Raw genomic sequence first — 13,370 nt, 5'->3', positions numbered from 1 at the left:
CAAGTAGGAAATGTATCAAATGGCAATTAAAAATGTACCACTTGCCAATCCCTATATTTACTTATTGTGTAATAATGATTCTTTATACCGGTAGCTTTCTCCATTAAATACAATTAAATGAGAATGGTGAATCAGCCGATCGATCACAGCTTCCGTTAAGATCGGATCCCCAAATACGTGATTCCACTGACCAAATTGTAAATTCGTCGTCACAATCATGCTCTTTCTTTCATAACACATTGAGATGACTTGAAAAAGAAGTTCTGCCCCCTGTTTATGTAGAGGGATGTACCCTATTTCATCAAGAATCAGAAGATCGAGTTTCTCTATCTGCTTAAAGACCCGGCTCAACGAGCCTTTTTCGTGCGCATCTAGTAAGCTATTCACTAGACCAGTTACCGTATAAAATTTGATGCGCTTCTCTAATTTTTGAATCGCGTTTAAACCAATTAACGTGGATAAGTAGGTCTTTCCGGTACCCACACCTCCATAAAAGATTAGATTTTCTCCATTTTCAATAAAGTGCCCGTTTAACAGATATTCTGCTGTGATGCCTTGAGCCATTTGAATGTGGGTCCATTCAAATGGCTTTCCTGCTATTTTAGGCAACGTTGCCTGAGAGAGTAATTGGTAACCTTTCGTTTTTCCCGTTGTTTCACTTCTTGTTCAAAGAGTTGGAGAAGATACTCCTCATGGCTCATTGCTTCGATTTCATGATAATGCTGACGAATCCAGCTTAATTTCAACCGTTTTGCATATTCTCGAATCTTTTGATCCATCACTGCTTCCCTCCTCTAGAAGGGAAAAGCTGATCATAATGCTCTAACCCTCTTGTCGCATTCGGTATGACAGGTAACGAACCTTTCGGTTGAATGATAGGGCGCTGTCCTCGTCCGTTAATGAGTTGATAAAACACTTGTTTAATCGACTCTACAGATGGATGCCCGTTTTCAGAGGCAAGCTGTAAAGCTTGCGTAGGTAACTCAAAATCGTAGTCTTTTAGAATCACCGATAAGAGCTGTAATGCTTGTTGTTTTTCTGACAGCGTACATTGTGTAAAGTATTGTTGCCACAATGGAGGTAACTGATCGTAAAAACTTGTGTATTTCATCGCTGTCGGTCTTTTCGACATCAACGTTAGATACGGTTGCCATATCATCGATTTTTGTTTATTACCGTAAAGACGTGGATGGCAAACAATCGTGTCATAATCTTCTGTTAGGATCTCGATTCGGTTGTACGAGATTTTTGCCAAAACTGTGGATTTGGCAAAACGCGGAGACGTCGAATAGAGTTTATTTTCCACTCGAATATAGCCATACTTATCAGCTTTTACTTGTTCATACCGCACACACTCATACTCTTTCGCTGGTAACTGTAAAAACTGCTCTTTATCTGCCAAATACAGTTCGGCAAGTACAATACCTTTTTGATAATGAAGACGGTTTCGTTCCTTTTCTGCCTTTCCCCATAGCGTTTCATTCAGTTGTTCTATGTCATGCACCACAAGCTCCGGAAGAAAGAAGTTGTTTCGAACATATTTCACCATCGATTCCACATGTCCTTTTTCGTTTCCACTAGCCGGATTACAAAATTCATATTCAAAACCATAATGGCAAACAAAACGCTGAAACTCCTCCGTTAGCTCTCGCTCCCCATTAGGTAATACTTTTTTCACCGCAGGTGATAAATTATCAAAACGAATTACTCTAGGTACTCCACCTATGTGATGAAAGATTCGTTTCAACCCTTCTAAAAAGCAATCCCGATTTTCAGATGGAAACACCTGAACGTAAAAGGTATTACTATAGGGAAACGATAAAACCAAATATGGCCATGTCACTACTTCTCCACGATATTTAAATGGTGCCTCCCTAAAGTCCACTTGAGCTGTTCCTGGCTTCGACTCTAATGGCAATGCAGCTGTTTCTGTTTCTTCGGAAAGCTGTTTTTTACGTTGGGATACATAATGCCGAACGGATCGTGCGGAACCTTCAAACCCATATTCTTCGACAAGTTGCGTATACATCCGTTGAGCAGTTCGTTGAAACTTCTTTTTCTTCTTCAAGTCTTCTTGAAGCCATTGATCTAGAATCGGTTTCACAGGATCCATGACTTTTGCTTTTCGTTTTTGCTTTGGTACTTCTGAAGGACTAAAATCCTCCACCTCTGCATATTTCCGAACCGTTCTACGGTCTCGACTCATTTGTTTGGCAATAGAGCTATACGAACGCCCTTTTTTATTTGTTCATGTCTGATATAATTAATTTCTGCCACTGCTAACATCTCCTTCATCGCCTCCTGTCATTTTTGCCCAATAACAGGAAGTTTATTTGAATGTAGGAATGTTGGCAAGTGGTTTTTTTATGCCCGAAAAGGGCTACATAAATTAATTGCCAAACTGTACATTTTTAGTTTGCCATAAACAATCAGCGCAGCTTGCTTTAAAATATCATTCTCCATCAGTAAACGCTGATTTTCTTTACGGAGTTTGATCAACTCTTCTTCTTCAGGTGTTCGGTTATCCTTCTCTTTAAATGAACCAGATGTTTGGCTCTGTTTCACCCATTTGTCTAATGCCGAAGGCGTTAAATTGTATTCACTTATAATGTCTTTTCTAGGCTTACCACTTTCATATAGTTTGACCATTTGAGCTTTAAATTCGGGAGTAAATGTTCTTCTAGTTCTCGTCATATCGGCGTACCTCCATTAACTGAATGAGATGAAGTAGACTTCCAAATTTAGAGGGTAAACACCGCAACTTGACAAGGAACCTCTACGGGCATGCTTTCCCAGCCAGGAAACCAGATGATGAAAACATCTGGCTTGCCAAACAGACTAGCATACCCGCCTCTCCTAGTAAAGTTGCTGGTATGGGATCTCTTACGTTTGTTAGCAGTATACCCAGATTAGGTAGTTAGTCTACTTGACCTTAATTTTTTTGTCCAGTTAAGTGTAGCCGATTCAGATGTTTGGCTACTTGGGCAGCATCGATTAGTCTGCGGAGACAGTACAAAGAAAGACACCTTTAATGTCTTGATGGATGGGAAAACTGCTAATTAGGTAGTTACGGACCCTCCATATAATGTTAACTATGAAGGCACTGCTGGAAAAATCAAAAATGACAATATGGCTAACGAAGCGTTCTACGATTTCCTGCTTGCAGCATTTCAGAACACCGAAGCAGTAATGGCGAAGGACGCTTCTATTTATGTATTCCATGCGGATACCGAAGGACTCAATTTTAGAAGAGCATTCTCCGATGCAGGATTTTATCTTTCCGGTACTTGTATTTGGAAAAAGCAGTCCCTTGTTCTCGGTCGCTCTCCTTATCAGTGGCAGCATGAACCTATTCTCTTTGGGTGGAAAAAGAAAGGCAAGCATAACTGGTATTCCGATAGAAAGCAGACCACCATCTGGGAATTTGAGAAACCGAAGAAAAACAGTGATCATCCTACGATGAAACCAGTTGCACTTGTGGCCTACCCTATTTTGAACTCAAGCCTTTCTAATTGTATCGTGCTTGATCCTTTTGGTGGTTCAGGAAGTACACTGATTGCTTGTGAGCAGACAGATAGAATCTGTTACACCATTGAACTGGATGAAAAGTACTGTGATGTTATTGTGAAAAGGTATATTGAGCAAGTTGGAAACTCAGACGGTGTGTTTCTTTTAAGAGATGGTTCGAAAATAAGATATTGTGACCTGCCGGAGGTGAATGCAGATGAGTAAATTGACACTCGGCTCCCTTTTTGATGGGAGCGGAGGTTTTCCTCTAGGCGGTCTGCTCTGTGGCATTGAGCCTTTATGGGCATCTGAAATTGAGCCGTTTCCTATAAGAGTTACGACCAAACGCATCCCTCAGATGAAGCATTATGGGGATATAAACAAATTAAATGGTGCGGAGCTTCCACCTGTAGATATCATAACATTTGGCTCTCCCTGCACAGATATGAGTGTGGCGGGTAAAAGAGCTGGTCTGGACGGAGAACAATCCGTCCTTTTTTATGAAGCAATAAGAATTATCAAGGAAATGAGGTGTAAGACCAATGGACAATATCCAAGGTATGCAGTCTGGGAAAATGTACCCGGCGCATTCTCGTCAAATAAAGGAGAGGACTTTAGGGCAGTCCTCGAAGCGGTCATCGGTGTCAAAGAGCCGAACACCTCGGTGCCTTTACCTGAAAAAGGACGATGGCCATACGCTGACATCTATATGGGAGACGGATGGAGTGTGGCTTACCGAACTATCGATGCGCAATATTTCGGAGTACCCCAACGTCGTCGTAGAATCTACCTTGTCGCAGATTTTGCAGGCAGATGTGCCGCAGAAATACTATTTGAGTCCGAAGGCATGCCAAGGAATTTTGCGCCGAGCGGCAGCCCGTGGCAAAGAACTGCCGGAAATGCTAAAAACTGCACTGGAAAGACAGGCACTGTATGCTTAAACGATCAAGGTGGACAACGCATCGATGTGCTTGATGGTAAGACAGCAACACTTAGAGCAAAAGCAAATCATCCACCCTGTGTAATGTTTGAAAACCACAGTCAAGATACACGATACAAAGGCCCCGTTGATGTAGCACCAACTGTATCCGCTACATATGGGAAGGGTGGTAATAATCAACCTTTTGTAACAACTGCTGGATTCTGCACAGAACATTCATCGGATAGTCGTAGTATTGGATATGAGGAGGAAATTTCACCAACGTTAAGGGCAGGAGTCGTACCAGCGGCTGTATCATTAAATGGTGTGAAGGTGGCGGTAAAGGTGCGTTAATTCAAGATGATAAGTCTGCGACCCTTGGATGCAACAATGACCAGACCGTTTTTGTGCCTACTGCATTTGGCATCTGTTCTGATAAGAGCAACTCTATGCAGTCAAGCAATCCTCATAGCGGTATATATGAAGCGGATACTTCCCGAACCATCGATGCTAATGGTGGAAATCCGGGATGTAATCAAGGTGGTATTGCAGTAGTTGCTCTTCAAGGCTCGATGATTGGAAGACAGGATAAAAACGGTCCTCAAGGCGATGGTATAAATGACAATATGAGTTTCACTCTTAATACAGTGGATAGACATGGTGTTGTGTATGCAATTGATCGTGAAACCTTTAACTGCGGACAGAATTTTGCTAGAAATTTAGGGATAACAGAAGACAGTGTTGCATCAACATTAAATGCTCAAGGTCCATCGGCTGTGGCACAACCTTATCAGAATGTCAGTGGTACGATTTCTGCAGGCGCACATCCAAGTGGTTTTAACGGTCAGGATGCATCAAACGATATGCTTGTTACAGTCAAGAAAAACGATGAGCCAGAATATATCGTTCGAAGGCTTACACCAACGGAATGTGCAAGATTGCAAGGTTTTCCTGATGATTGGTGTGATGACCTCGGTACGGAAAACCCTACAGAGGATGAAATTTTATTCTGGACGGAGGTTTGGGAAACTCACCGCAAAATCATGGGTAAGAGCAGCAAGCCAAAAACAAGAAAGCAGATTATAAAATGGCTTAATAACCCTCATTCTGATTCAGCTGAGTATAAAATGTGGGGTAATGGTGTAGCACTTCCATGCGTCTGTTATGTGCTGACTGGCATTGTGTTATCTGCTGAAAATACCGCCGATTAATGGAAGAGTCTTTTCTACAGAAAGATGCTCTAAATGACTTGATATTAACAGCCTTTAGAGAGATATATGTATGTACCGAAAATAGAAAGGCGGTATAAAAAATGCAGATAAACTATAATGTCACAGGAGAAAAAAGAAAAGAGCTAGTCAACGCAATCAGCCAAAAACTGAATGCTCCTGCAAGATATCTTGGAGCGCCTACATTTGCATATGAGGTGGCAGATTACAACATTGACAAAAACGGGGTGGTCAGAGGACCAGATAATTCTAAACTGGTTAATGATCTATTAGGCCTTCATGACTTTAAGGCGGTTACAGAAGAATATGACACACCACTTCCAGCAGCAGAGCCTGTTCTTGAAAATATTCAAGTTCCCAATGAAGCGGCTCTTGGGGGTAGGGTAAATCCAAATAGTGATTACGAAGAACCTCCCGTATACAGCGAATCAAATGAAACCGAAGAAGCTATTAGTTTGATTATTCAAATGCCGAGGGCGGGTTTTAGCGAAACTGCACTTGGTAACCTAAAAGGATTGGTAGAAAGTAAAGAAACCCTTATAAAGAAAGCACTTGATACTGACTCTATTCCCATTATCATAAATGAGGAATTTATAACCTTCCCTTGGTTCCAGAGTGAGTGCTCCGCAGAGGAGGTTAAGGCTTATACCCACTTTGTAACAGCACTTTGTGAAATGGCAAAGAAGCAGACCCGCGTCAACTCGACCGAGAAATCAGTGGAGAATGAAAAGTACGCTTTCCGTTGTTTCCTTCTAAGACTTGGCTTTATTGGGCCAGAATACAAAACAGAACGAAAAATTCTCCTCTCCAAACTGTCCGGTAGCTCTGCCTTCAAAAGCGGAAGTGCCAAGCATGAGGAGGTGAGTGAATAATGAATATCATTCATCCAGAAATGCTAAAGCAACTTAGAAGTTATTACACTCCAGGAACTCGTGTCATGCTACTTAAGATGAATGACCCTTATACCAAGCTTCAGCCAGGAGATAAAGGTACGGTTACTAGTGTTGATGATATGGGAACTATCCACGTCAGTTGGGATTCAGGCAGTTCCCTTGGAGTGGTTTTTGGAGAGGATTTATGCAAGAAAATCGAAGAATAAAAACACACATTTTAACCCCAATATGGCAGTAAATATGTAGATTTATATTGCAGAATTGTCTTGCTATATAAGCCTTTTAGAGTGATATATGTACATGCCGAAAGGACAAACACACTTTAAAAGGAGCGATACACGATGTTAAGTGCAAAATTCGGGATTGAGATTGAATTTACAGGGATTACAAGGGAAAGGGCGGCTAGAGTCGCTGCAGAGTTTTTGCAAGGCATTTACAGTGAAGGCGGGACTTACTACGACACCAAGAAGGTAAAAACTTCAGATGGTCGAGTGTGGAAGTTTATGTACGATGGGAGCATCAACTGCCAAAGAAAAGAAGGTAGAAGAAAAGTAGCTGCAGGTAGAGATTATAGTGTTGAGCTGGTTAGCCCAATACTAACCTATCGGGAGGACATTGAAACTTTGCAAGAGCTAGTAAGAAAGCTTCGCAAAGCTGGAGCCTTTACAAATACATCTTGCGGAATTCACATTCATCTAGACGGTGCTGAACATACCCCACGAAGCATTCGAAACTTTGTAAATATCATTGCAAGTAAAAATGACTTATTTTATAAAGCACTTCAGATTGCACCGCAGAGAATGAATTACTGCAAAAAGATGGACAGCATTTTGGTTGAGAAGATAAACCGTAAAAAGCCTAGAACCATGAGACAAATTGAGGACATTTGGTACGAGGGCTACAGCGAGAGTAGAAGCACTCATTATCACAACAGCCGCTACCATTTCCTCAACCTTCACAGCTTTTTTACCGGAAACCATACAGTTGAACTTAGAGGGTTCAATAGCGAACTTCATGCAGGAAAGATAAGAAGCTACATTGTTCTAGCACTTGCCATCAACCACCAAGCCTTAACACAAAAGTGTGCATCAGCAAAGAAACCGCAGGTGGAAAACGAGAAATTTGCCATGAGAACCTATCTAAACCGGATTGGTTTCATTGGGGATGAATTTGCAAACTGCAGAGAACATTTGACAGCAGCACTTTCGGGTTCAGCTGCATGGCGGTTTCGGGCGGCCTGAGCTGCCCCTAACCTACAAAGCTAAGAAGGAGGATTACAATGAAGAATAAATTATACCTTGCCTATGGCTCCAACCTTAATCTAAAGCAAATGGCCGACAGATGCCCCACAGCGAAGGTGGTAGGAGCAAGTCAAATCAATGACCACCGCCTATTATTTAGAGGGGCACACGCGGGCGCTGTGGCGACAATCGAGCCTTTTGAGGGTGGCAACGTACCAGTTTTAGTTTGGGAGATTACACCGACCGATGAAGCGGCACTTGACCGTTACGAGGGATGGCCGTTCCTTTATCGAAAGGAAACAATAAAAGTGAAGTTGGGAGGCAAAACCGTCAAGGCGATGGTCTACATCATGAATGATGGTAGACCGCTTGGACAGCCGAGTTGTTATTATTACAGTACAATTTTAGAAGGCTATAAGAGTGCAGGCTTCGATGTGGAAATCCTGCGCAAAGCGACAACCGATTCAGTAGAATCGGAGGAGGTAGCCAATGAATGAGATAATTAAGCAACAAATCCTTTCCATCCGAGAAAGCGGAGTCACAAATATGTTTGATGTGGACCGAGTACAGTATGAGGCAAATGAACGAGGGTTTTATGAATTGGTAGTCTATTTAATAGACCATAAAGCAGAATATGCCCATTTCATACTGACGGGTGAAGTGGATAAAAAGAAATAACTAAATCTAAATAGGATAGAGAAAAGGGCTTCATCTATAGATTGAGGCTCTTTTCTTATGTCCTTTTCCATAAAAGGGGCGGTGTTTATGCGGAAACTGAAGAAATATAAGCCGACCGCCTTTATAGCTGAAGGGTCATATTACGATAAGGACGCTGCTGATTACGCTGTGGCTTTTATCGAAGCACTCTCCCATACGAAAGGTTCATGGGCAGGCAAGCCTTTTGAACTTATCGATTGGCAGGAGCAAATTGTCCGTGATTTATTCGGTATCTTAAAACCTAATGGATACCGGCAGTTTAACACGGCTTATATAGAAATACCTAAAAAGATGGGAAAAAGCGAGCTTGCAGCAGCAATCGCACTTCTCCTCACTTGTGGAGATGGTGAAGAACGAGCAGAGGTATACGGTTGTGCCGCAGATCGCCAGCAGGCATCAATTGTATTTGAAGTAGCAGCCGATATGGTGCGGATGTGTCCAGCGCTGAATAAACGAGTGAAGTTGCTGGCTTCAACTAAACGACTGGTGTACCTGCCGACCAACAGCTTTTATCAGGTATTGTCGGCTGAAGCCTATTCAAAACACGGCTTCAATATACATGGTGTTGTTTTTGATGAACTTCATACTCAGCCAAATAGGAAACTATTTGATGTTATGACAAAAGGGTCTGGTGATGCGAGAACCCAACCGCTATATTTTCTTATCACCACTGCAGGGACGGATACCCAGAGTATCTGCTATGAAACACACCAAAAAGCGGTTGATATTATTGAGGGCAGAAAATACGATCCTACTTTTTATCCCGTAATCTACGGTGCCAAAGAAGAGGATGATTGGACTGATCCTAAAGTATGGAAGAAAGCAAATCCAAGCTTAGGAATTACAGTAAGTATCGATAAAGTTAGAGCCGCTTGTGAAAGTGCAAAGCAGAACCCTGCTGAGGAAAATAGCTTTCGACAGCTGCGTCTGAACCAGTGGGTTAAGCAATCTGTCCGTTGGATGCCAATGGCAAAGTGGGATGCCTGTGCGTTTCCAGTAAAACCAGAGAGCCTTGAAGGTAGAGTATGCTATGGAGGACTTGATTTATCCTCTACCACTGACATTACAGCCTTCGTGCTGGTGTTCCCACCGGAAGATGAAACAGATAAATATACCGTTCTCCCGTATTTTTGGATGCCGGAGGATAATATTGACCTCCGAGTTCGACGAGACCACGTGCAATACGACCTTTGGGAGAAGCAAGGCTATATTTTAACCACCGAGGGAAATGTAGTCCATTATGGATACATTGAAAAATTCATTGAAGAACTGGGGGAAAAGTACAACATTCGAGAGATTGCTTTTGACCGCTGGGGAGCAGTTCAAATGGTTCAGAACCTTGAAGGAGCAGGCTTTACTGTTGTTCCATTCGGTCAAGGCTTTAAAGATATGTCACCGCCAACCAAAGAACTAATGAAATTGACATTAGAAGAAAGAATAGCCCACGGTGGGCATCCAGTGCTTCGTTGGATGATGGACAACATCTTTATAAAAACTGATCCAGCGGGCAACGTGAAGCCGGATAAAGAAAAAAGTACAGAAAAAATAGATGGCGCGGTGGCAACTATCATGGCACTTGATCGTGCTATTCGTTGTGGCTCAGGTAATAGTGGAGATTCGGTGTATGACGAGCGAGGTTTGATTGTCTTTTAAACCTTAATGGTTAGCACAATGTTGATATTCGGAGGTGATGCCTATGAATCTAATAAAAGGACTGTTTCGTTCAAGAGACAAACCGCAAAATCGTGTGGGTAGTGCGTTCTCCTTCCTGTTTGGCGGTACGTCATCTGGCAAAATGGTTAATGAACGTACTGCAATGCAGGCAACAGCAGTGTATGCCTGCGTAAGGATATTAGCTGAAGCGATTGCCGGACTGCCACTTCATGTATATAGATATCGTTCTGATGGAGGTAAAGAAAGGATTCCTTTCCACCCGCTGTATTACCTTCTTCATGATGAACCAAATCCAGAGATGACTTCATTCGTGTTTCGAGAAACACTGATGAGTCATCTTTTACTTTGGGGAAATGCCTATGCACAGGTGGTCAGAAACGGTCGTGGGCAGGCAGTTGCACTTTATCCCCTACTTCCTAACAAGATGGAAGTTAGTCGAGCAACAAACGGAGAGCTGGTCTATACCTACTATCGTGATACTGATGAAAGTGGCCTAAACCCAAAAGGTGGCTATGTCACACTCCGTAAAGATGAAGTTCTACACATACCTGGCTTAGGTTTTGATGGACTCATTGGCTATAGCCCAATCGCTATGGCAAAAAATGCAATCGGTATGTCACTTGCTACTGAAGAATACGGTGCGGCATTCTTTGCCAATGGTGCTAATCCGGGAGGTGTGCTGGAACACCCAGGAGTAATCAAAGATATACAGAGGGTCAAGGATAGTTGGAATAGCGCCTACCAAGGCACAGGAAATGCTCACAAAATTGCTGTGTTGGAAGAAGGCATGAAGTTTCAAGCCATTGGTATCCCGCCGGAACAGGCGCAATTTCTTGAAACACGGAAATTCCAAATTAATGAGATTGCGAGGATTTTCCGAGTACCGCCTCATATGGTGGGTGATCTTGAGAAGTCTAGTTTTTCCAATATTGAACAGCAGTCTTTGGAGTTTGTAAAATACACCCTCGATCCGTGGGTGGTGCGATGGGAACAAAGTCTCCAGCAATCGCTTATTTTGCCTTCTGAGAAAGCTTCACTGTTTATCAAGTTCAATTTGGACGGTCTGCTTCGTGGTGATTACCAAAGTCGTATGAATGGCTACGCTACAGGTCGTCAAAATGGCTGGATGTCAGCCAACGATATCCGTGAACTGGAGGACATGAACAGAATACCGGCTGAGGAAGGCGGCGATTTATATCTGGTTAACGGAAATATGACAAAACTGGCTGACGCAGGTGCGTTTGCCAAAACCGAAGGAGGTCAGTAAATGAGGAAGTTTTGGAACTGGGTGCGAGATTCTGATGAAGAACGTACCCTCTATTTAAATGGAGTGATATCCGAAGAAACGTGGTGGGGCGATGAGGTCACACCTAAGATTTTTAAAGATGAATTGCTGGCAGGCACCGGCGATATTACGGTGTGGATTAATTCCCCTGGTGGTGATGTGTTTGCAGCAGCTCAGATTTATAACATGCTGATGGAGTATACCGGAAAAGTCACTGTAAAGATTGATGGGCTTGCGGCAAGTGCGGCATCCGTTATTGCAATGGCAGGTGGGGATGTGTATATGTCCCCAGTTTCCATGCTGATGATCCATAATCCATCAACCATTGCTATCGGTGACAGTGAGGAAATGATGCGAGCAAAGGCTTTATTGGATGAGGTTAAGGAAAGCATTATTAATGCCTATGAGTTAAAGACAGGTCTTTCTCGAACAAAACTCTCCCATCTGATGGATGCAGAGTCCTGGATGAATGCCAATAAAGCGATTGAACTTGGTTTTGCAGATAAGATCATGTTCATGGAAAGTGAAACACCGGATTTGACAGATAGTCTTATCTTTAGCAGGATGGCGGTTACTAACTCGCTTATCAGCAAACTGCCAAAACAACCAAAACAACCAAAACAGAAAACAGGTACACCCATTGAGTCGCTGGATAAGCGGCTTTCTTTAATTTCGCACTAATTTTAAGGAGGAAATAACAATGAGTAAAATTCTTGAATTGCGTGAGAAACGCGCTAAAGCTTGGGACGCAGCAAAGGCATTCCTTGATTCAAAACGTGGCGGTGATGGACTGTTATCCGCTGAGGACACGACAACCTATGAAAAAATGGAAGCCGATGTGGTGGCTCTTGGTAAGGAAATTGAACGTTTAGAACGCCAAGCATCTATCGACTTGGAACTGTCGAAAGCAACCAGTAACCCAATTACCAACGAACCTACTAGAACTGGAGAGGAAAAGACCGGTCGTGCAAGTGCTGAATACAAAAAAGCTTTCTGGAATGCGATGCGTGACAATGTTAGCTATGAAGTAAGAAACGCTCTAAAGATTGGCACTGATTCTGAAGGCGGATTCCTTGTACCAGATGAGTTTGAACGTACGCTAGTAGAAGCTCTTGAGGAAGAAAATATTTTCCGTAGATTGGCTAATGTAATCACTACATCTTCTGGTGACCGTAAGATTCCTGTTGTTGCAAGCAAAGGTACAGCAAGCTGGATAGATGAAGAAGGAGCTATCCCAGAAAGTGATGACAGCTTCGGTCAAGTATCCATCGGGGCCTATAAACTAGCGACAATGATTAAAGTCTCTGAGGAGCTACTAAAAGATTCCGTGTTTAATCTCGAAAGCTACATCACAAGAGAATTTGCCCGTCGCATTGGGAACAAGGAGGAGGAAGCCTTCTTTGTAGGTGATGGCACAGGTAAACCAACAGGTATTTTAAATGCCACAGGCGGCGGTCAAGTTGGGGTTACTGCGGCAAGTGCCACTGCCATTACTTTGGATGAGGTTTTAGATTTATTCTACAGCTTGAAAGCACCTTATCGTAATAAGGCAGTATTCGTAATGAATGATGCCACTATAAAAGCTATCCGTAAATTAAAAGACGGTAATGGCCAGTACCTATGGCAACCTTCCATCCAAGCGGGAACACCTGATACGATTCTTAACCGTCCGCTGTACACCTCATCCTATGTACCTACTATTGAAGCAGGTGCAAAGACTATGGTATTCGGTGATTTTAGTTATTACTGGGTGGCAGACCGTCAAGGACGCGTATTCAAACGATTAAATGAACTCTATGCTGTTACAGGTCAAGTAGGATTTATTGCGACTCAGCGAGTTGATGGAAAGCTTATCTTACCGGAGGCCGTTAAGGTACTCCAACAGAAAGCCTAACGGAGGTGCTT

The 13,370-nt window shown here is 42.7% G+C and carries 11 protein-coding genes and 4 pseudogenes; 12 read left to right on the top strand and 3 right to left on the bottom strand.

The window, feature by feature from the left end; translation table 11 throughout:
• Positions 1–57 precede the first annotated feature (57 nt).
• The 3 pseudogenes from istB to BMSHG_RS14265 form a co-directional block, all read right to left on the bottom strand.
• A pseudogene (istB, locus tag BMSHG_RS26230) lies at positions 58–779 on the bottom strand (IS21-like element helper ATPase IstB).
• Positions 779–2,286 (bottom strand): annotated as a pseudogene (istA, locus tag BMSHG_RS26225) (IS21 family transposase). The pseudogenes istB and istA overlap by 1 nt, the downstream one beginning before the upstream one ends.
• A 156-nt stretch (positions 2,287–2,442) precedes the next feature.
• A pseudogene (locus tag BMSHG_RS14265) lies at positions 2,443–2,694 on the bottom strand (transposase); the annotation flags it as partial.
• A 273-nt stretch (positions 2,695–2,967) separates the two neighbouring features.
• Here BMSHG_RS14265 and BMSHG_RS26220 point away from each other — a divergent pair.
• The 12 genes and pseudogenes from BMSHG_RS26220 to BMSHG_RS14210 form a co-directional block, all read left to right on the top strand.
• Positions 2,968–3,732, top strand: a pseudogene (locus BMSHG_RS26220) (DNA-methyltransferase); the annotation flags it as partial.
• Complete coding sequence (locus tag BMSHG_RS28880) at positions 3,719–4,780, top strand: DNA cytosine methyltransferase (RefSeq protein WP_316245670.1); 1,062 nt, start codon at positions 3,719–3,721, stop codon at positions 4,778–4,780. The pseudogene BMSHG_RS26220 and the gene BMSHG_RS28880, both read left to right, overlap by 14 nt.
• 95 nt (positions 4,781–4,875) lie before the next feature.
• Entirely contained in the window at positions 4,876–5,637 is a 762-nt protein-coding gene (locus BMSHG_RS28875; RefSeq protein ID WP_225228794.1) for a DNA cytosine methyltransferase, read from the top strand.
• A 101-nt stretch (positions 5,638–5,738) separates the two neighbouring features.
• Positions 5,739–6,527: a hypothetical protein gene (locus tag BMSHG_RS14250; protein WP_019155122.1), complete on the top strand. Its 789-nt coding sequence runs from the start codon at positions 5,739–5,741 to the stop codon at positions 6,525–6,527.
• Complete coding sequence (locus BMSHG_RS14245) at positions 6,527–6,754, top strand: DUF4314 domain-containing protein (RefSeq protein WP_019155121.1); 228 nt, start codon at positions 6,527–6,529, stop codon at positions 6,752–6,754. Before BMSHG_RS14250 ends, BMSHG_RS14245 begins: the two co-directional genes overlap by 1 nt.
• A gap of 135 nt (positions 6,755–6,889) precedes the next feature.
• Entirely contained in the window at positions 6,890–7,789 is a 900-nt protein-coding gene (locus tag BMSHG_RS14240; protein ID WP_019155120.1) for an amidoligase family protein, read from the top strand.
• A gap of 38 nt (positions 7,790–7,827) precedes the next feature.
• Positions 7,828–8,286: a gamma-glutamylcyclotransferase family protein gene (locus BMSHG_RS14235; RefSeq protein WP_019155119.1), complete on the top strand. Its 459-nt coding sequence runs from the start codon at positions 7,828–7,830 to the stop codon at positions 8,284–8,286.
• Positions 8,279–8,467, top strand: a complete 189-nt coding sequence (locus BMSHG_RS14230) for a DUF5049 domain-containing protein (RefSeq protein WP_018664388.1) — start codon at positions 8,279–8,281, stop codon at positions 8,465–8,467. Before BMSHG_RS14235 ends, BMSHG_RS14230 begins: the two co-directional genes overlap by 8 nt.
• Before the next feature lie 87 nt (positions 8,468–8,554).
• Positions 8,555–10,159: a terminase large subunit gene (locus BMSHG_RS14225; protein ID WP_019155118.1), complete on the top strand. Its 1,605-nt coding sequence runs from the start codon at positions 8,555–8,557 to the stop codon at positions 10,157–10,159.
• Positions 10,160–10,202: 43 nt separating this feature from the next.
• A complete protein-coding gene (locus BMSHG_RS14220; RefSeq protein WP_019155117.1) occupies positions 10,203–11,447 on the top strand; it encodes a phage portal protein in 1,245 nt (414 codons plus the stop codon).
• On the top strand, positions 11,448–12,146 hold the full coding sequence (locus tag BMSHG_RS14215; RefSeq protein WP_019155116.1) for a head maturation protease, ClpP-related: 699 nt from the start codon (positions 11,448–11,450) through the stop codon (positions 12,144–12,146).
• A 19-nt stretch (positions 12,147–12,165) separates the two neighbouring features.
• On the top strand, positions 12,166–13,359 hold the full coding sequence (locus BMSHG_RS14210) for a phage major capsid protein (RefSeq protein WP_019155115.1): 1,194 nt from the start codon (positions 12,166–12,168) through the stop codon (positions 13,357–13,359).
• The last annotated feature ends 11 nt before the right edge of the window (positions 13,360–13,370 follow it).

It is taken from the genome of Robertmurraya massiliosenegalensis JC6, from assembly GCF_000311725.1.
GTDB lineage: Bacteria > Bacillota > Bacilli > Bacillales > Cytobacillaceae > Robertmurraya > Robertmurraya massiliosenegalensis.
Note: the sequence above shows the minus strand (reverse complement) of the source record. Positions and strands in the feature narration are given on the sequence as shown.

Bases quoted from the DNA above. Each gene is read 5' to 3' on its own strand.
- BMSHG_RS28880 (WP_316245670.1), top strand. From the start codon at position 3,719: ATGCAGATGAGTAAATTGACACTCGGCTCCCTTTTTGATGGGAGCGGA.
- BMSHG_RS28875 (WP_225228794.1), top strand. From the start codon at position 4,876: ATGCAGTCAAGCAATCCTCATAGCGGTATATATGAAGCGGATACTTCC.
- BMSHG_RS14250 (WP_019155122.1), top strand. From the start codon at position 5,739: ATGCAGATAAACTATAATGTCACAGGAGAAAAAAGAAAAGAGCTAGTC.
- BMSHG_RS14245 (WP_019155121.1), top strand. From the start codon at position 6,527: ATGAATATCATTCATCCAGAAATGCTAAAGCAACTTAGAAGTTATTAC.
- BMSHG_RS14240 (WP_019155120.1), top strand. From the start codon at position 6,890: ATGTTAAGTGCAAAATTCGGGATTGAGATTGAATTTACAGGGATTACA.
- BMSHG_RS14235 (WP_019155119.1), top strand. From the start codon at position 7,828: ATGAAGAATAAATTATACCTTGCCTATGGCTCCAACCTTAATCTAAAG.
- BMSHG_RS14230 (WP_018664388.1), top strand. From the start codon at position 8,279: ATGAATGAGATAATTAAGCAACAAATCCTTTCCATCCGAGAAAGCGGA.
- BMSHG_RS14225 (WP_019155118.1), top strand. From the start codon at position 8,555: ATGCGGAAACTGAAGAAATATAAGCCGACCGCCTTTATAGCTGAAGGG.
- BMSHG_RS14220 (WP_019155117.1), top strand. From the start codon at position 10,203: ATGAATCTAATAAAAGGACTGTTTCGTTCAAGAGACAAACCGCAAAAT.
- BMSHG_RS14215 (WP_019155116.1), top strand. From the start codon at position 11,448: ATGAGGAAGTTTTGGAACTGGGTGCGAGATTCTGATGAAGAACGTACC.
- BMSHG_RS14210 (WP_019155115.1), top strand. From the start codon at position 12,166: ATGAGTAAAATTCTTGAATTGCGTGAGAAACGCGCTAAAGCTTGGGAC.